The organism is Clostridia bacterium, from assembly GCA_019683875.1.
Taxonomy (GTDB): domain Bacteria; phylum Bacillota; class Sulfobacillia; order RBS10-35; family Bu92; genus Bu92.
This window is the reverse complement of record JADGHN010000030.1, coordinates 1-17,906: the sequence shown is the minus strand read 5'-3', so window position 1 is coordinate 17,906 and position 17,906 is coordinate 1. Positions and strand designations below refer to the sequence as shown.

Genomic DNA, 17,906 nt, shown 5'->3' with positions numbered 1-17,906 from the left:
TTTGGGGCCCCGGGGGATTTTTTTTGGGGGGGGGGGGGCGCCTCGGGGGGGGGCGGGGGGCCCCCCCCGCTGCTGTTCCTGCGCGAGGAAGGCAGCATGCGCCACCGCGACCAATGATTTCGGGGGTGTCCAATGGACGTCGTCCTGGAACTGAGGGGCATCACGAAGCGGTTCCCCGGCGTCGTCGCAAATGATGGCGTGGACCTCGACCTGCGCCGCGGCGAGATCCATGCCGTCCTCGGCGAGAACGGCGCGGGCAAGTCGACGATCATGAAGATCGTGTCGGGGCTTTACGCTCCGGACGAGGGTTCGATCGTGCTGGAGGGGCGACCGGTCCGTTTCGCCGGACCGCGGGAGGCCATCGCCGCCGGCATCGGCATGGTCCACCAGCACTTCATGCTGATCCCCGTGATGACGGTCGCCGAGAACATCGTGCTCGGCAAGGAGCCCGCGCGGGGCTTCTCGCTGGATATCCGCAGGGCGCGGGAGGAAGTCCGCGAGCTTTCGGCGCGCTACGGCCTGGACATCGATCCGGACCGGCTTGTGGGCGAGCTCAGCGTCGGGCTGCAGCAGCGCGTGGAAATTTTGAAGGCATTCTACCGCGGCGCGAACATTCTGATTCTCGACGAGCCGACCGCCATGCTCACCCCGCAGGAGTCGCGGGAGTTGTTCCGCATCATGCGCGACCTCGCCCGTTCGGGCGTGTCGATCTTCTTCATCTCGCACAAGCTCGACGAGGTCATGGAGGTGGCTGACCGCGTCAGCGTCATGCGCCAGGGCAAGCGGGTGGCGACGCTGCCGGCTTCGGAGACGTCGCCCCAGCAGTTGGCGGAACTGATGGTCGGCCGGTCCGTGCTGCTGCGCGTCGAGCGCGGCGAGCACCGTCCCGGCGAGGCGGTGCTCACGGTCGAGGGGGTCAGCCGTTCGGCGCGAGGCGGGCGCGTGGCGCTGTCGGACGTCTCGTTCGAGGTGCGGGCGGGCGAGATCTTCGGCCTCGCCGGCGTGGAGGGGAACGGACAGCAGGAACTGGTCGAGATCGTCGCCGGCCTGCTGAAGCCGGACGGCGGCACGGTGCGCCTGGCCGGTGAGGACGTGACCGGACGGTCCCCGCGCCGCCTGTTCGAGATGGGCGTGGCGTACATCCCGCCGGACCGGCAGGCGGAGGGGCTCGTCCTCGGCCTCACCGTGGCGGAGAACTTCGCGCTGAAGGACTATTATCGTGCGCCCATGGCGCGGCGGGGCCTCATCGACGCGAAACGCCTCGCGGAACGCGCGCGCTCTCTCGTCTCGGAGTATGACGTGCGCCCGGCGAATCCGGCGGCATTCGCGCGGACGCTCTCCGGCGGCAACCAGCAGAAGGTCATCCTGGGCCGCGAGGTCTCTTCGAACCCGCGGCTGCTCATCGCCGCCCAGCCGACGCGCGGTCTGGACGTCGGCGCCATCGAGTTCGTGCACCGGCGCCTGCTGGCGCTGCGAGACGCCGGCGCGGCCGTGCTGCTCTCCTCCCTGGAGCTGGACGAGATCCTGTCGCTTTCCGACCGGATCGGCGTGATGTACAACGGCCGCCTGGTCGCCGTTCTCGACGCCGACGAGGCGACGCGCGAGTCGGTCGGCCTCCTGATGACGGGCGCCGCGCGCACGGCCCAAGGCGCGGCGACCGCTGGCGCGGAGGAGGTGCGGGCATGAGCTCCGATCGCGCGATGGCCCTCGTCGTCCCGGTGCTGTCGGTTCTGCTCTCGTTCGTCGTCGGGGGCATCATCGTCGTCGTCAGCGGCCACGATCCTTTGGCAGCGTACGTCGCGCTCCTGCACGGGGCTTTCGGCAACGTCTTCAACCTGGCGAACACCCTGACGGTCGCCGTGCCGTTGATGCTCGCCGGCCTGGGCGTCGCCTTCACGTTCCGCGCGGGCCTCTTCAACATCGGCGCGGAAGGCCAATATTGGGTTGGTTCCATCGCGTCCGCATGGGTGGGGTACGCCGTGCACGGCCTGCCGGTTTACGTCCACCTTCCACTGGCCCTCCTGGCCGGCGTGCTCGCCGGGGCTCTTTGGGCGGCGCTCATCCCGGGCGTGCTCAAGGCCTGGACGGGCGCCCACGAAGTGATCACGACGATGATGATGTCGTACATCGCCATCAACCTCGCGCGCTACCTCATCGAAGGCGGGCCGATGATGGCGCCCGGCTACACGCCGCAATCGCCCGCCGTGCTGCCGACGGCGACGTTGCCCGCCCTCATCCCGGGCACGCAGCTCAGCTGGGGCCTGGTCTTGGCCGTTCTGACCGCCGCGGTCGTCTGGTACGTGCTGTACCGCACCACGTTCGGCTTCGAGGTGCGGGCGGCCGGCCTCAACGGCCGCGCCGCGCGCTACGCGGGCATGCACGTGGCGCGCATCATCGTGCTCGCCATGTTCGTGAGCGGGGCGCTGGCCGGATTGGCGGGCGCCGTGCAGACGCTCGGCGTCAACCACCGCCTGTTCGACGCCTTCAACGCGGGTTACGGCTACACGGCGATCGTGGTCGCGCTTCTCGGCAAGAACAACCCGTGGGGCGTGCTCGCGGCCGCCGTGCTGTTCGGCGCCCTGAACGCCGGCGCCTCGGCGATGCAGATGCAGGCCGGCGTGCCGGCGCACCTCGTGGACGTCGTGCAGGGCATGATCATCTTCTTCGTCGCCGTCGACGGCATCATCCGCAGCGTCCTGCGATGGACCCGGAAGGAGGCCGCGCAAGCGTGAACTGGTCCGACGTGATCAACGCGCAGCTCTGGATCACCGCGCTCTCGTCCGCCACCCCGCTGGCGCTCGCGGCGTTGGGAGGCACGTTCAGCGAGCGCACGGGCGTCGTGAACATCGCCATGGAAGGCATGATGCTGACCGGCGCGTTCATCGCCGTCCTCGTCTCGGCGACGCTGCACAGCGCAGCGCTCGGCCTTCTGGCGGCGATCCTTTCGGGCATGGCGATGGCGGTGCTCTTCGCCTGGGGCACCATCCGCTTCAAGGCGGACCAGGTCGTCGTCGGCATGGCGATCAACGTGCTGGCGGCCGGCCTCACCGGCTACCTTTTGAACGCCATCTACGGCTTCACCGGCACCCCGCCGGACACGCCGCGGCTGCCGAACGTCACCATCCCGGGGCTCGCGTCCATCCCGGGCATCGGCCCGGTGCTGGGGCATCAGAACGTGCTGGTGTACGTCATGCTGCTCCTCGTGCCGGTCTCGCACTACTTCCTCTTCCGAACGCCGCTGGGCTTGCGCATGAGGGCCGTGGGGGAACACCCCCAAGCGGCCGACACGGCCGGCATCGACGTCAACCGGTTGCGCTTCCTGGGGGTGCTGATCTCGGGGGCGCTTTCGGGCATGGCGGGCGCCTACATCTCGATCGGCATCCTGAACGCGTTCAATGTCAATATGACGAACGGGCGCGGCTACATCGCGCTCGCCGCGATGATCTTCGGCAACTGGAAGCCGGTCGGGGCGTTCCTCGCCGCGGCGCTCTTCGGGCTGGCGAACGCCCTGGCGTTCAACCTCCAGGGCGTGGAGGCCTGGCACATCTCGAAGGACTTCGTGCTCATGATCCCGTACGCGCTGACGATCCTCGCGCTGGCGGGCATCGTCCGGCGCACGACGCCGCCGGCGGCCGACGGCATCCCATACGACCCGCACCACTGAGGGCGGGGGTGCGGTGCCCGCACCACTGAGGAGGGTCGGGCTGGATCCTCGTCGATCGGATCACGGGCCGCGGCGCTTGCTGGTGCAGAACGAAGCGGGGGGCTGCGCGCATCGAGATCGCCTTCCGACGGCTTGAACTTGAGGATCTGCCGTTGATGCACCGCTGGTTGAACACGCCGCTCCTCGTCGACGTGTGGAACCACTGGCGCAACGTGACGCTCGAAGAGGTCCGTGCCAAGTCGAGCCGGTGCGCCTCATGATGCTTGAACGATCCGACTTCGTCCGCGTCGTGCCGGCCGAGGATCGCCATGCGCTCCAGCTGGTCGGCCTCTCGCGGGAGTTCGCGTCGGAGCAGCCGTGGGCCGCCACGATCCCGATCGGGCAGATCCACACGGTCGAGGCCGCGCGGCAGCGCCTGTTCGGGCCCGATGTGGTCGTCGCCCTCATGGCCGAGACGCTGGACGGGACCGCCGTCGGATATATCGGGGTGTCGCGTTTCTTCGCGGACGGGGATGCCCATTACGAGGCGTCCATCCTTGTGGGTCGAGACTGGCGAACGAAGGGTGTCGGCCGCGCGCTGGTGGACGAGGCGTTTCTCCGCCTCCCCCCAGGGATCTGTGTGGAGGCGTGGCGGCGGCGTGCTGATTCCCAGCGACGTGACCGAACCGTTCCAGCCCCTCTGGCGCGACGACGCGGCCGCCGCGGTCGTCGGCAATCCGGCCGCGTACGGGCAAGTCTTTAACATCGCCGGGCCCGAGATCTTCACGTTGACGGAGTGGCTTGGCCTGCTTGCACAGGCTTTGGGCCGTCCGGCGCCGCTGATTGTGCAGCTTCCGCTGGACGAGATCCGGAGGATCGCGGGTTTCGAATACAAGTTGCCGCTGCCCATGCGGCCGCTGCTGGACATTCGAAAGGCGCAGGCCATCTTGGACTTCCGTCCGACGCCGGCCGAACGATGGCTGCCCGAAACGGTGGCGTGGTGGCGAGACTCCGGCCTGCAGTCGCATTTCTGGGAACACCGCCCCTTGGAGATCGAGGCGATCCGTCGCATCGTCACGGCTCTCGGCGTGTCGGATCGGAGGCCATAGGGCATCCGCGCCCAAGCACACGGGAGTCAGGACCCTCCCCACTGGAACGAGCCGCCGTGCGCTCTGACGATCTTGTTGAGCAAGATGGGGGCGGTACATGGGTGGTTCCGTGCGGGCTATGCCAATCTACGGGCGGGTTCCGCTTCGTGCAGTGGACGGGATGTTTCCGGGTCGGAGTGAGTATTGACTAACTCCATCGGTTTGGATACCCTAACCTCGAACTCCGAGTCGGGAACTCGGAATTGGGAAGGGTGTCGTTGTTGCTGAAGCGTCGCGTCGCGGTTGCCCTGTCCATAAGCCTGCTTCTGGGGTTCTCCGTCGTGCTCGCCGCCATCCTCTGGCAGGCCGTCACCGCAGGGGGGAACCCTGATCCCACCGACCCGTCACTGAGCCCGTTCGCAGCCATCCTCGACACCGGCATCCTTGTATTTCGCGAGGGCTTGGAGGCGATCTTGGTCCTGGCGGCCATTACGGCCAGTCTCGTGCGGAGGCGCCCCGAGTTTTGGCGCCCGGTCGGCTTCGGGGCAGGGCTGGCGTTTGCGGCGACTCTCGTCACGTGGCTCATCGTCGTGGCCATCATTTCGGGAATCCACGCACCCGAACTCGACATTCAGGCGGCGACCGGACTCCTGGCCATCGTCGTGCTGCTCATCGTGATGAATTGGTTCTTCCACCGGGTGTACTTCACAGGGTGGATGTCCTATCACGGCCGCAAGCAACGTGAGGTCGTGCAGGCGGCGGGCGGTAATGTGGGGTTGGCCTTCAAGGGACTGGCGCTTCTCGGTTTCTCCGCGGTATACCGAGAGGGCTTCGAGATCGTGTTGTTCCTGCAAAGTGTGCGTCTGCGCGTTGGGATTGAGGCGGTGCTGTATGGCACGCTGATCGGGTTGGCCTTGACGGCCATCGTCGCCGTCCTCACCTTTGTCGCGCACAGGCGGCTTCCGTACCAGAGCATGCTGGTCTTCACCGGGATCATGCTCGGAGTGGTGTTGCTCGTTATGGTCGGGGAGAGTGTCCAGGAGATGCAGCTGGCCGGTTGGGTCCCATCGACGGATCTCTCGATCCCCATTCCGGCGTGGCTCGGAGTCTGGCTCGCCATCTTCCCCACAGCCGAGAGCCTCACAACACAAGCACTGGCGGCGTTGTTCGTCATTGGGTCATTCGTGATTACGGAGTTCAGGAAGCGGCAGGCCGTTCGTGGCGCGGACGCCTAGAGCCGCAGCGAGCTGGACCTAACCACGCGAGCGGCTGCGTGGCGTCGTCGATACGAGTGCGCGTGGCAACGCCAGCGAAGGGCACGAGGTCCAAGGGGAAAGAGGCGGCTCTCGCCGCCTTTTTTCATTGGTAGGTCGCTCTTCGAGTGGGCCGGAGGGTGCTGGCCTCAGGGGGCCTTGTTCTCGAATGAGTTGCCTTCGAATCACTGTCGTCTCAACGCCATTGGTCTCAGGTTATCCGAGTACAGCCTTGTTCTCGCGCTCGTCGTAATCGTCCTCATCGGCGCGTTGTCGACGCTCGGCGGAGCCCTGAACAGCCGGCTGCTCGACATCGTCGACCAGTTGAATCAGGCGGGCCGGTGAGGTGCGGAGGATCGGAGGCAGGCAGCGCGGCCGTGGAGTTCACCCTGGTCTTCGGCTTCATGCTGACGGTCTTCTTCGCGATGCTGGAGTTCGGCCTGGCCTTGGACGAGCAGCTGGCCCTGGCTGCGGCGGCCCGGTCGGGCGCCCGCCTCGCGGCCGTGGAAGGTGGAGCGACGGACCACGTCTTCGACACGATCGCGCATGACCTTCGCGGATTCGGCGTCGAACCCGGTGACGTCGCCGTGCGCATCACGCCGCACCAGGCCATCTACGGCACCCCCGTGACCGTGGAGCTGTCGGCCCGCTACACGCTGCGAACGCCCGTCGCGAGGGCCTTGGGGATCGAGGAGCTGAGCCTGAGGGCGCAGGCCACGTCGCGCAGCGAAAAGCTCGCGACCCCCGGGTCGTGAGTCGGTGCAGACCGAGAGGAGGTGATGTCGATGTCGCCCGATCGACGCCGTCATGCCGGTCAAGCAGTGGTGGCATGGGTCTTGATGGTTCCGCTCGCCCTGACGTTGCTCGGCTCCGTCGCGGATATCGGTCTCGCGCTCTGGGCGCAGCTCCAGTTCCGGCAGGCCTGTGATCTTGCTGCGCTCGCGGCGGCGCAGGACATCGACTTGGTACGGCTCGCGCACGGGGAACGCTGGTTGGTCACGGCCCAGGCCGAGCAGGACGCCCGCGCGTACGTGAACGCCAATCTGTCAAGCGATCCGCGGTTGACCGGGCGCTACCGGGTCGACGTGCGCGTTCTCAACGCATCGCCGTCGGCTCCGCTGCGGCACCCCTGGTCCGGTCGAGAACTCGCCGATCCGACGGTCGCGGTGCGCGTTTCGGGCGAGATACCGACATTGTTTCTAAGACCCATACTGCCGTCGATCACCGTTTCCGCCGCCGCGGACGCGAGCGTTTTGGCGCATCCGTAGCAGGCATTCGCGAAGGGGGGGCGAATAGACAGCAGCAGGCCGAGCGGACGTCCCACCGAAGGCCTGTCAAGGGTGGGAATTTCGCCGAGCGCGGCAAACTGGCCGGAGTGGGATACGGAGCGGCAGGCGTCTCGGCCAGAGGCGAGGACCGGCATGGTCCTCGCCTTCCGTCTTGTTACAATCAGTAGGGTTTGCCCGTAGGGGCACGCGAGGGGAGGCCGGGGCGGCGTGTTGCGACGCACCCCTTTGTACGATTGGCACGTGGAGAACGGCGCCCGCATGGTCGAGTTCGCCGGGTGGGAGATGCCCGTGCAATACACGGGCGTCGTCGAGGAGCACAATGCCGTGCGCAACGCCGTCGGCGTCTTCGATGTCTCCCACATGGGCGAGATCCGCGTGCGCGGGCGCGGCGCGCTGGCGTTTCTGCAGAACCTGGTCACGAATGACGTGGCGCGACTGGTACCAGGCCAGGCGCTCTACACCCCGATGTGCCGCGAGGACGGCGGCACGCTCGACGACCTGTTGATCTACCGTCTCGGCGAGGACGATTACCTCGCGGTGGTCAACGCCGCCAATACGGAGCGCGACCTCGCGTGGTTCCGCGCGCACGAGGGCGATGACCTCGAACTGGCCGACGAGACCGAACGCTGGGCGCTCTTCGCGGTGCAGGGTCCCAAGGCGGCGGCCGCCCTGCAGGACCTCGTCGACATCGACCTCGACACCCTTGCGTACTACCGCTGCGCCGTGGATGTCGCCGTCGCCGGCGCGCCCGGAGCGATCGTCGCCCGAACGGGCTACACGGGCGAGGACGGGTTCGAGTGCTACGTCCCCGCCCAGAATGCCGTCCACGTGTGGACGTCCATCGTATCCCGCGTGCAGGATCTGGGCGGGCGAACGTGCGGCCTCGGCGCGCGGGACACGCTGCGCCTCGAGGCGGCGCTGCCGCTCTACGGGCACGAGTTGACCGAGTCCATCAATCCGTTGGAGGCGCGTCTCGGCCCGTTCGTCAAGCTCGACAAGGGCCCCTTCATCGGCCGCGAAGCCCTCGCCGCCGTGCGCGCGGCCGGGCCGCGTAGGAGGCTGGTCGGATTGCGCCTCCTTGAGCGCGGCATCCCGCGCGCCGGCTACCCGGTCTTCCGGGAACAGGACGGGGCGCCGGCGGAGACGCCCTGCGGCCACGTGACGAGCGGCACGTTCGCGCCCTTCCTCGGCCAGCCGATCGCCCTGGCGCTGGTAGGAGGCGGCGCCGTCGCCGGCGAACGCATGGCCGTGGAGATCCGCGGCCGCAAGGTGCCCGCGGAGGTTGTCCGGCTCCCGTTCTACCGGCGCGCCGCGCGGTCGCCGGGCACGAACTGAGCGGTGCGGCCTGCGAACGCGTGGCGGCGTCGGGCTGCGACCGCGCAAACGCAGGGACTTTTCGGAGAAACGCAGGAACGGAGGCATGGCCGTTGGAGTTTCCGCTTGACCTGAAGTACACCACCGAACACGAGTGGGTCCGCGTCCGGGACGAGGTCGCCGTCGTGGGCATCACCGAATACGCCCAGAGCGAGCTCGGTGACGTCGTCTTCGTGGAGCTGCCGGAAGTGGGCGCCCGTGTCAAGAAGGGCGCCGCGTTCGGCGTCGTGGAGAGCGTCAAGAGCGTGTCCGACCTCTTCGCTCCGGTGTCCGGAGAGGTGGTCAACGTGAACCGAGCGCTGGCCGACCACCCGGAGAAGGTGAACGAAGACCCGTACGGGGACGGTTGGATGATCGAGATCCGGATGGACGATCCGACCGAGCTCGACGACCTGCTCGATGCCTCCGCGTACGCAGCCAGGGTGCAGTGACGATGGTGTACGCTCCGCACACGGACGAAGACCGTCAGGCGATGTTGGCCGCCCTCGGCCTGTCTTCGGTCGAGGAGCTGTTCCGCGACATCCCCGAGGAAGTGCGCCTCCGGCGGCCGCTGCGGATCCCTGAGGGCGAGAGCGAGGCGGGACTGCGCCGCCTTCTGGGCGGGCTGGCCCGTCGCAACGCGTCCGCCGACCGATACGTCTGCTTCATCGGCGGCGGCGTGTACGATCACTACATCCCCGCCGCGATCCCGCCGCTCCTGTCCAGGGGCGAGTTCCTGACCGCCTACACGCCGTACCAGCCTGAGGTGAGCCAGGGCACGCTGCAGTCCATCCTGGAGTTCCAGACGATGATCTGCGCCCTGACGGGCATGGACGTGGCGAACGCCTCCATGTACGACGGCGCGTCGGCCGCGGCGGAGGCCGCGCTGATGGCCGTGGACGTGTCCGGCCGCGACCGGCTCCTCGTGCCGCGCACCGTCTCGCCGGACGTGCGCGAGACCGTGCGCACCTACCTCTCCGGGCGGGGGTATGGCCTGGATGAGATCGACGTCGCGGAGGGGCTCCTCGCCCCGCAGCGACTCGCTGAGGCGCTCACGGACCGGCACGCGGCGGTGATCGTCGGCTACCCGAACTTCTTCGGCGTCGTCGAGGACCTGGCCGGCCTGGTGCGCGTCGCGCACGAGCGGGGGGTGCTCGTCATCGCCTACTGCGACCCGATCGCCCTGGGCTTGTTCGAGAGCCCCGGCGCGCTGGGGGCCGACATCGTCGTCGGCGATGGCCAGGCGCTGGGCAACCCGATGAACTTCGGCGGACCCTCGTTCGGCTTCTTCGCCGCCCGCGAGGCCTTCCTCCGCCGCATGCCGGGACGCATCGCGGGGCGCACCGTGGACCGGGACGGCACGCCGGGCTGCGTGCTGACGTTGCAGACGCGGGAGCAGCACATTCGCCGCGCCCGGGCGACCTCGAACATCTGCACGAACAACGCGCTGAACGCGCTGGCGGCGACGATCTACCTCTCGCTGCTCGGCCCGCAGGGGCTGCGCGAGGTGGCGGAGGCGTGCCTGCAGAACGCCCACTACGCCGCGGAGCGCCTGGAAGCGGCGGGCGCCCGGCTCGCCTTCCGCGCGCCGTTCTTCAAGGAATTCCTCGTGGAATTGCCCTGCCCGCCGGAGGACGTGATCCGCCTCGGGCTGCAGCGGGGCATCCTCGCCGGCCGCCGGGTGAGCCGCGAGTACCCGAACCTGGACCGGCACCTGCTCGTCGCCGTGACGGAGCAGCGCACGCGCGAGGAGATCGACGCGCTGGCCGGCTTGGTGGAGGAGGCGATTCGATGAGCGAAGGTCAGGACCGGCTCACCGGAGCGCGGGGGCTGGTGGGCCTGCCCGAGCCGACGATCTACGACCGCAGCCGCCCCGGCCGGCGGGGCGTGCGCCCGCCGCGTCCGGACGTGCCCGTGCGGCCGCTGGAGGCGCTCGCGGAGGGGGCGCCGCTGCGCAAGGATCCTCCGCTCCTGCCGGAAGTGAGCGAGCACCAGGTCGTGCGCCACTACACGCGGCTGTCGCAGTTGAACTACGCCGTGGACACGGGGTTTTACCCGCTCGGCTCCTGCACGATGAAGTACAACCCGCGCATCAATGAGGAGATGGCGGGCCTGCCGGGGTTCGCGCACCTCCATCCGGCCGTTCCGGAGGAGGCCGCGCAGGGTGCGCTCCAGCTCATGTGGGAGCTGGAGCAGTACCTCGCCGAGATCGCCGGCATGGCACGCGTCAGCCTGCAGCCGGCCGCCGGCGCGCAGGGCGAGCTGTGCGGGATGCTGATCATCCGGGCATATCACGAGTCCCGGGGCGAGCGCCGGCGCAAGGTGCTCGTGCCGGACTCGGCGCACGGAACGAATCCGGCGACGGCCGCGATGATCGGCTTCGACGTCGTCGAGGTCGCGTCGGACGCCCGCGGCGGGGTGGACCTGGATGACCTGTCCCGTCACCTCGACGGGGACGTGGCGGCCCTCATGCTGACGAACCCGAACACGCTCGGCCTGTTCGACGAGAACATCGTCGAGATCGCGAAACGCGTCCACGCCGTCGGGGGGCTGCTCTACTACGACGGCGCGAACGCCAACGCCATTATGGGCGTGTCGCGTCCGGGCGACATGGGTTTCGACGTCGTCCACTTCAACCTGCACAAGACGTTCTCCACGCCGCACGGCATGGGCGGGCCCGGCTCGGGCCCCGTGGGCGTGAAGGAGGCGCTCGTGCCCTTCCTGCCGGTGCCGCTCGTGGAGCGCAAGGGCGACCGCTTCACGCTCGACTACGACCGTCCGCAGTCGATCGGCCGGCTGCGCTCCTCGTACGGCAACTTCGGCGTGCTCGTCCGCGCCTACACGTACATCCGCGCGCTCGGCGCCGAGGGGCTGCGCCGCGTCAGCGAGGACGCGGTGCTGAACGCGAACTACCTCCTGCACCTCCTGCGCGAGGACTTCGCGGTGCCGTTCGACCGGCTCTGCATGCACGAGTTCGTCGTCTCGGCGACGCCCGTCAAGCAGCGCACGGGCGTGCGGGCGCTGGACATCGCCAAGCGGCTGCTCGACTATGGATACCACTCGCCGACCGTGTACTTCCCGCTCATCGTCGACGAGGCCATGATGATCGAGCCGACCGAGACCGAGACGAAGGAGACGCTGGACGACTTCGCCCGGGCGCTGAAGGCGATCGTCGCCGAAGCCGAGGAGAACCCCGAGACGCTCCGCCAGGCGCCCACGCGGACGCCGGTCCGCCGCCTGGACGAAGCCGGCGCCGCGCGCCGTCCCGTCGTCCGCATCGACCGTCCGTAAGAGAGGAGCGGACCGCATGCCCGCCTTCGACATGCCAGACCTGCGCGCGATCGACCCGGAGATCGCGCGCCTGATCGACGCGGAAGCCGCCCGGCAGGAATCGCACCTGGAGCTCATCGCGTCCGAGAATTTCGTGAGCCGCGCCGTGCTCGACGCGCTCGGCTCCGTCCTCACGAACAAGTACGCGGAGGGGTACCCCGGAAGGCGGTACTACGGCGGGTGCGCGTTCGTCGACGAGATCGAGGAGATCGCGCGCAGCCGCGCGAAGCGGCTCTTCAACGCCGAGCACGCCAACGTGCAGCCGCACTCGGGCGCGCAGGCCAACATGGCCGCGTACGCCGCCGTCCTGCAGCCCGGGGACACCATCCTGGGCATGAACCTGTCCCACGGAGGCCACCTCACGCACGGCAGCCCGGTCAACTTCTCCGGCCAGCTGTACAAAATCGTGCCGTACGGCGTCGACCGGGAAACGGAGCGCATCGACTACGACGAGGTCGCGCGCCTCGCCGCGGAGCACCGGCCGAAGATGATCGTGGCGGGCGCCAGCGCCTACCCCCGGACGATCGACTTCGCCCGGCTCGCCGCCATCGCGCGCGAGCATGAAGCCGTGCTGATGGTCGACATGGCGCACATCGCGGGGCTCGTCGCCGCCGGACTCCACCCGAGCCCCGTGCCTCACGCGGACTTCGTGACCTCGACGACGCACAAGACCCTGCGCGGGCCGCGAGGCGGGTTCGTGCTGACGTCCGCGCGCTGGCAGAAGGAGATCGACCGCGCCGTGTTCCCCGGCATTCAGGGCGGCCCGCTGGAGCACGTCATCGCCGCCAAGGCGGTCTGTTTCCTGGAAGCCTCCAGACCGGCGTTCCAAGCCTATCAGCGGCGCGTGGTCGCGAACGCGCAGGAGCTGGGCCGGACGCTGGAGGAAGCCGGGCTGCGCCTCGTCTCGGGGGGCACCGACACGCACCTCCTGCTCGTCGACCTGCGCCCGCTGGGCATCACGGGCAAGGATGCGGAGGCCTGGCTGGACGCCGTCGGCATCACCGTGAACAAGAACACGATCCCGTTCGACGACAAGAAGCCCACCGTGACGAGCGGCATCCGCATCGGCACGCCGGCCGTGACGACGCGCGGCATGGGGGCGGAGGAGATGCGGGCCATCGGGCGATGGATCGCGGACGTCCTGCATTCGAAGGGGGACCCGGGCGTGCAGGATCGCGTGCGCCGTCAGGTGCGCGACCTGTGCGCGGCCTTCCCCCTGTACAGCCGGAGGCGGAGCGCTTGGTGAACGCACCTTCGTGGGTCGAACGCATTCGCACGATCCCTGACTACCCTGTGAAGGGCGTGCTCTTTCGCGATCTGACGCCCCTGTGGAAGGATCCGTCGGCGTTCGCCGAAGCGCAGGCCCAGCTGTGCGAGCGGGTCCGGGGCTACGACTTCGATCTGGTGGCGGCCGTGGAGGCGCGGGGCTTCATCTTCGCGGCGCCGCTCGCCCTTGAGTACGGCAAGGGTTTCGTTCCGTTGAGGAAGCCCGGCAAGCTTCCGGCGGACACCGTCGAGGTGGAGTACGAGCTCGAATACGGCATCGGGCGCCTTCAGATCCACCGGGACGCGGTCGCGCCGGGACAGCGGGTGCTGGTCGTCGACGACCTTCTCGCCACGGGCGGCACGAGCCTCGCCTGCGCGCGCCTCATCGAGCAGCTCGGCGGCGAGGTCGCGGCGTTCGCGTACGTGGTGGAGCTCGGCTCGCTGGGAGGGCGGGAACGCCTGCGCGGCTACCCGGTGGAGAGCCTGGTGGTGCTGTGATGGTCCGAGTGCTGGTGTTGAACGGTCCCAACCTGAACCTGTTGGGACGGCGGGAGCCGGAGGTGTACGGCCGCGACACGCTCGCGGACATCGAGGGCCGTCTCCGCGAGCGGGCGTCGTCCCTCGGCTGCGGGATCGCGTTCCACCAGACGAACCACGAGGGCGAGCTCATCGACCGCCTGCACGCGGCCGCGGGCGCGTTCGACGCCGTCGTGCTGAACCCGGGCGGCTACGCGCACACGAGCGTGGCGCTGCGGGATGCGGTCGCGTCGATCGGGCTGCCGGTCGTCGAGGTGCACCTCTCGAACATCCACGCCCGAGAGCCGTACAGGCGGCGTTCGCTCGTCGCCGAGGCGGCGCGCGGCTGCATCGTCGGCCTGGGCGCCCTCGGATACGAGCTGGCGCTGGAGGCGGCCGTGCGGTTGGCAAGGGGGAAGACGGCATGAACGAACGCGCGCGCCGGGCGCTGGAACACGCCCGGCAACAGGGCGCTGACGCGCTGGTCGTGCAGAGCGCCGCCAACCGGCGCTACTTGACAGGCTTCACCGGATCGGAAGGCACCGTGGTCATCGCGGGGGACACCCTTCACCTGCTCGTCGACTTCCGCTACGTGGAGCAGGCGCGCCAGCAGTCGCCGGACGCCCGGATCCAGATGTACAGGCGCGACGAGCTGTGGTCGCGCGTGGCGGACGTCCTCCAGGCGGCCGGCGCACGCAAGCTGGGGTTCGAGGCCGAGCACGTGACGTACTCGCGCTGGCGGAAGCTCGCCGAAAGTGTGCCCGAGGGCGTGGAGGTCGTTCCGGTCACGGGCGCGGTGGAACGCGCGCGGCTCGTCAAGGACGAGGGCGAGCTCGCGATCATCCGGCGCGCCATGGCGATCACCGACCAGGCGTTGCAGGCCGTGCTGCCGCAGGTGCGCCCGGGCGTCCAGGAGCGCGAGGTGGCGGTGCAGCTCGAGTTCGAGATGAGGCGGCTCGGCGCCGAGGGCACGGCCTTCGACTTCATCGTCGCGTCCGGCCCGCGCAGCGCGATGCCGCACGGCGTGGCCAGCGACCGGGTCATCGAGCGCGGGGATTTCGTCACGTTCGACATCGGCGCGCGGTACCAGGGGTACTGCGCGGACATGACGCGGACGGTCGTCGTCGGCGAGGCCGACGAGCGCCAGCGGGCGATCTACGACCTCGTGCTGCGCGCGCAGGAGGCGGCCCTCGCGGCGGTCCGTGCCGGCGCGCGCGCCGCGGACGTGGACGCCGCCGCGCGCAGCGTCATCGCGGACGCGGGCTACGGCGACGCGTTCGGCCACGGACTCGGCCACGGCGTCGGCCTGGACATTCACGAGGCTCCCGCGCTCAACCCGCGTTCCGACGACGTGCTCGTGGAAGGCATGGTCGTCACCATCGAGCCCGGCGTCTACCTTGAGGGCTGGGGAGGCGTGCGCATCGAGGACAGCGTCGTCGTGACGGCGTCCGGCTACGAATTGTTGACGTTCACCCGGAAAGATCTCATGATCCTATAGGTTGGCCTTCGCGGGTGGCACCGGGCGGCCGGGCGGGCCGCCGTGGATGTCCCCGGAGAGCCGTGCGATCCGCTGCAATACGGGGTGAGTTTCGTGATTTCCACCAACGATTTCAAGTCGGGCATGACGATCGAGCTCGACGGGGACGCGTACCTGATCCTGGAGTCGCAGCACGTCAAGCCCGGCAAGGGCCAGGCCTTCGTCCGCACGAAACTGCGGAACCTGGCCACCGGCGTCATCATCGACAAGACGTTCAATGCCGGCGAGAAGGTGCCGCCCGCCAGGGTCGAGCGGCGGGACATGCAGTACCTCTACAGCTCGGGCGACGAATACGTGTTCATGGACAACGAGACGTTCGAGCAACTGCCGATCCGCGTGGACGAGCTCGGCGACAAGATCCAGTTCCTCAAGGAAAACATGGAAGTCAAGGTGATCACGTACCAGGGCCGCGTGATCGACGTCGAGCTGCCCACCACCGTCGAGCTGGAGGTCGTGGAGACCGATCCTGGCCTGCGCGGCGACACGGCCAGCGGCGGCAGCAAGCCGGCCAAGCTGGAGGGCGGCGCGGTCATCCAGGTACCGCTGTTCATCGAGGTCGGCGATCGCATCAAGGTCGACACGCGTACGCGCGCGTACATCAGCCGGGCCTGAACGGCCACCGGCGCCGGTCGCGTCAACGGCCGCCACTGGCGGCCGTTCGTTTTCCAGGGCCGCCGCGCGGCCATACTAGCCCGCGGAGGCGTTGACCATGGACGACATCAAACAGCGCGTGGCGTTCCTGCAGGGGCTGGCCAGCACGCTGGACGTCGATTCGCTGGGAGCCCACGGACAGGTGCTGACCGGCATTCTTGACGTGCTCGACGACATCGCGCACACCCTGGCCGCGGTGGAAGCGCATCAGGAGGACCTTGAGGACTATCTCGTCGACCTGGACGAAAATCTCTCCGACCTGGAAGAAGGACTCGGCGTCGTCCCGCTGGATTCGAGCGGCCCTTCCGTCCCTGCGGTCGCGAGGACGGTGGCGTGGTGGTCATTCAAGTGTCCGGAGTGCGGTACCGTGATCCAGGTCAGCGACGACGCGTTCGACGACGACGAGCACATCGAGCTCATCTGCCCGAACTGCGGCCACCTGATCCATGACTACGGCGAAGAGTTCGCGTACGGCGACGACGACAGCAATCTCGTCGATGCCAAGGGGAACGCGACCTCATCGACCTGAGTGTCCGGCCCTCATTCCCAATGGGCGTCCCCTCCGGTATATTCTTGTGGGAGATGACTGACCGGTCGGTCGTCTCGTGATCGGCAGGCCAGCGGGCGGCGACCCAGCCGCTGATCTTGGGGGGACGGTTTCATGCGCATTCCAGTCCGGCGGGGTCGTCTCGCCGCCGTCAGTCTTCTGCTCCTCGGCGCGGTGCTCACGGGGTGCGGCGCGGCTCCGGCCGCCACAGGCCAGACGGGCGCGCCATCGGAAGAGAAACCCCTGACCGAGGTCCGCGTCGCGGTGCTGACGGGCTCACAGTATTTTCCGATGAAGGTCATGCTGGATCAGGGGTTCGCCGAAAAGCACGGCCTCCGCCTGGAGGTCAAGCCGGTGGCCAACCCCGCGGCGATCACGACGGCGTTGGACACGCACGCCGTCGACCTGGCGTTCCACAGTTTTGACGAAACCGTCAACGCGCGCGCGGCGGGGAAGGATTGGCGCGCGATCCTGCCGATTTCCGGCTTCGACTCCGACGACGTCATCGTGCCGGCCGACTCGCCCATCCGCTCGTGGGCGGATCTCAAGGGCCGGAAGATCGGGTCCTTCGGTGGCCCCCAGTCCGGCGTCACGACGCTTTTGCGCATGGAGCTGAAGCGCTTCTACGGCTTCGACCCGGTGGCCGACGGCAACCTGCAGCCGGTCGCAGCCCCGCTTCTGACGGCCATGCTGCAGCAGGGCCAGGTCGACGCCGCGCTGCTCGTCGACCCGTTCGTCTCCAGCCTGCTGGCGACGGGCAAGTATCGTTCCCTGGGCAACATCGGCGAGCTGTGGCAGGAGCGCACGGGGGAGAAGGCGCTGCTCCTCGCGTTGGTCGCCACGGACCCGTTCCTGAAGGAGCACCCGGACGCGGCCCGGGCGTTCATCGCCGCGTACCGTGACAGCATTGACTACCTGCGGGCGCACCCGGACAGCTGGACGTCCGTGGCGGCGACGGTCAAGGTCGAGGACCCCAAGGCCGTGCAGACGCTGCGCCAGCGGTTGGAGGGCGCCTTCCTCACCGACTGGACGCCGCAGCTGATCGAGCAGCAGAAGGCGTACGAGAAGGAAGTCGTCGCGACGTTCGGCCCCGGCCTGGTGCCGGAACAGTTCCCGGAGGACTCCATCGCGACGGATTACGCGCGATGACGCGCCACGCGCTGCCCGCCCTGTCGTTCGCGCTGCTCGTCGCCGTCTGGGCGGCGCTGGCGCGGCTCGTCCCGCAAGGCGTGGTCGCCTCTCCCGGCGCCACCGCCGTCACGCTGTGGTCAGACCTTCGCGACCCGGCGTTCTGGCCGCATGTCGGCATCACGCTGTCCCGAGTGGCGCTCGGTTTCGCGCTCGCCATGCTTCTCGGGGTGGGGGTCGGGATCGCGCTCGGGCTCAGGCCGAGCCTGGAGCGCGCGTTCGGCGCGTGGCTCACGGTGGCGCTC

General features: G+C 68.8%; 21 protein-coding genes. All 21 read left to right on the top strand.

Annotation, left to right across the window (positions count from 1 at the left end):
- The first annotated feature begins 132 nt into the window (after nt 1–132).
- Nucleotides 133–1,686 carry an ABC transporter ATP-binding protein gene (locus IRZ18_04020; protein MBX5476274.1) on the top strand — a complete coding sequence of 518 codons (1,554 nt, stop codon included), beginning with the start codon at nt 133–135 and terminating at the stop codon, nt 1,684–1,686.
- Nucleotides 1,683–2,732, top strand: coding sequence for an ABC transporter permease (locus IRZ18_04015; protein MBX5476273.1), 1,050 nt, complete (start codon nt 1,683–1,685; stop codon nt 2,730–2,732). The genes IRZ18_04020 and IRZ18_04015 overlap by 4 nt, the downstream gene beginning before the upstream one ends.
- On the top strand, nt 2,702–3,664 hold the full coding sequence (locus tag IRZ18_04010) for an ABC transporter permease (protein ID MBX5476272.1): 963 nt from the start codon (nt 2,702–2,704) through the stop codon (nt 3,662–3,664). The genes IRZ18_04015 and IRZ18_04010 overlap by 31 nt, the downstream gene beginning before the upstream one ends.
- A gap of 289 nt (nt 3,665–3,953) precedes the next feature.
- A complete protein-coding gene (locus tag IRZ18_04005; protein ID MBX5476271.1) occupies nt 3,954–4,406 on the top strand; it encodes a GNAT family N-acetyltransferase in 453 nt (150 codons plus the stop codon).
- Nucleotides 4,303–4,752, top strand: coding sequence for a hypothetical protein (locus IRZ18_04000; GenBank protein ID MBX5476270.1), 450 nt, complete (start codon nt 4,303–4,305; stop codon nt 4,750–4,752). The genes IRZ18_04005 and IRZ18_04000 overlap by 104 nt, the downstream gene beginning before the upstream one ends.
- A gap of 332 nt (nt 4,753–5,084) precedes the next feature.
- Nucleotides 5,085–5,966, top strand: a complete 882-nt coding sequence (locus IRZ18_03995; protein ID MBX5476269.1) for an FTR1 family protein — start codon at nt 5,085–5,087, stop codon at nt 5,964–5,966.
- Between the two features lie 192 nt (nt 5,967–6,158).
- Nucleotides 6,159–6,329, top strand: coding sequence for a Flp family type IVb pilin (locus IRZ18_03990; GenBank protein MBX5476268.1), 171 nt, complete (start codon nt 6,159–6,161; stop codon nt 6,327–6,329).
- A gap of 32 nt (nt 6,330–6,361) precedes the next feature.
- Complete coding sequence (locus tag IRZ18_03985; GenBank protein ID MBX5476267.1) at nt 6,362–6,739, top strand: pilus assembly protein; 378 nt, start codon at nt 6,362–6,364, stop codon at nt 6,737–6,739.
- 30 nt (nt 6,740–6,769) lie between these two features.
- A complete protein-coding gene (locus tag IRZ18_03980) occupies nt 6,770–7,252 on the top strand; it encodes a hypothetical protein (protein ID MBX5476266.1) in 483 nt (160 codons plus the stop codon).
- Nucleotides 7,253–7,480: 228 nt separating this feature from the next.
- On the top strand, nt 7,481–8,608 hold the full coding sequence (gene gcvT / locus IRZ18_03975; GenBank protein MBX5476265.1) for a glycine cleavage system aminomethyltransferase GcvT: 1,128 nt from the start codon (nt 7,481–7,483) through the stop codon (nt 8,606–8,608).
- 92 nt (nt 8,609–8,700) lie between these two features.
- Complete coding sequence (gene gcvH, locus IRZ18_03970; protein MBX5476264.1) at nt 8,701–9,078, top strand: glycine cleavage system protein GcvH; 378 nt, start codon at nt 8,701–8,703, stop codon at nt 9,076–9,078.
- Nucleotides 9,079–9,080: 2 nt separating this feature from the next.
- Complete coding sequence (gcvPA, locus tag IRZ18_03965; protein MBX5476263.1) at nt 9,081–10,421, top strand: aminomethyl-transferring glycine dehydrogenase subunit GcvPA; 1,341 nt, start codon at nt 9,081–9,083, stop codon at nt 10,419–10,421.
- The gene (gene gcvPB, locus IRZ18_03960) at nt 10,418–11,917 is read left to right on the top strand and encodes an aminomethyl-transferring glycine dehydrogenase subunit GcvPB (GenBank protein MBX5476262.1); all 1,500 of its coding nucleotides are present in this window, start codon (nt 10,418–10,420) and stop codon (nt 11,915–11,917) included. Before gcvPA ends, gcvPB begins: the two co-directional genes overlap by 4 nt.
- Nucleotides 11,918–11,933: 16 nt before the next feature.
- Entirely contained in the window at nt 11,934–13,202 is a 1,269-nt protein-coding gene (locus tag IRZ18_03955; protein MBX5476261.1) for a serine hydroxymethyltransferase, read from the top strand.
- A complete protein-coding gene (locus tag IRZ18_03950; protein ID MBX5476260.1) occupies nt 13,196–13,720 on the top strand; it encodes an adenine phosphoribosyltransferase in 525 nt (174 codons plus the stop codon). Before IRZ18_03955 ends, IRZ18_03950 begins: the two co-directional genes overlap by 7 nt.
- Nucleotides 13,720–14,166 (top strand): type II 3-dehydroquinate dehydratase, encoded by a 447-nt coding sequence (gene aroQ / locus IRZ18_03945; protein MBX5476259.1) that lies wholly within the window; start codon nt 13,720–13,722, stop codon nt 14,164–14,166. Before IRZ18_03950 ends, aroQ begins: the two co-directional genes overlap by 1 nt.
- Nucleotides 14,163–15,236, top strand: a complete 1,074-nt coding sequence (locus IRZ18_03940) for an aminopeptidase P family protein (GenBank protein ID MBX5476258.1) — start codon at nt 14,163–14,165, stop codon at nt 15,234–15,236. Before aroQ ends, IRZ18_03940 begins: the two co-directional genes overlap by 4 nt.
- 93 nt (nt 15,237–15,329) lie before the next feature.
- Nucleotides 15,330–15,887 carry an elongation factor P gene (gene efp, locus IRZ18_03935; GenBank protein MBX5476257.1) on the top strand — a complete coding sequence of 186 codons (558 nt, stop codon included), beginning with the start codon at nt 15,330–15,332 and terminating at the stop codon, nt 15,885–15,887.
- A 97-nt stretch (nt 15,888–15,984) separates the two neighbouring features.
- Nucleotides 15,985–16,455, top strand: a complete 471-nt coding sequence (locus tag IRZ18_03930; GenBank protein MBX5476256.1) for a TFIIB-type zinc ribbon-containing protein — start codon at nt 15,985–15,987, stop codon at nt 16,453–16,455.
- Between the two features lie 132 nt (nt 16,456–16,587).
- The gene (locus IRZ18_03925) at nt 16,588–17,622 is read left to right on the top strand and encodes an ABC transporter substrate-binding protein (GenBank protein MBX5476255.1); all 1,035 of its coding nucleotides are present in this window, start codon (nt 16,588–16,590) and stop codon (nt 17,620–17,622) included.
- Nucleotides 17,619–17,906 (top strand): ABC transporter permease (locus tag IRZ18_03920; GenBank protein ID MBX5476254.1); only part of this gene is annotated, 288 nt, incomplete at its 3' end. The genes IRZ18_03925 and IRZ18_03920, both read left to right, overlap by 4 nt.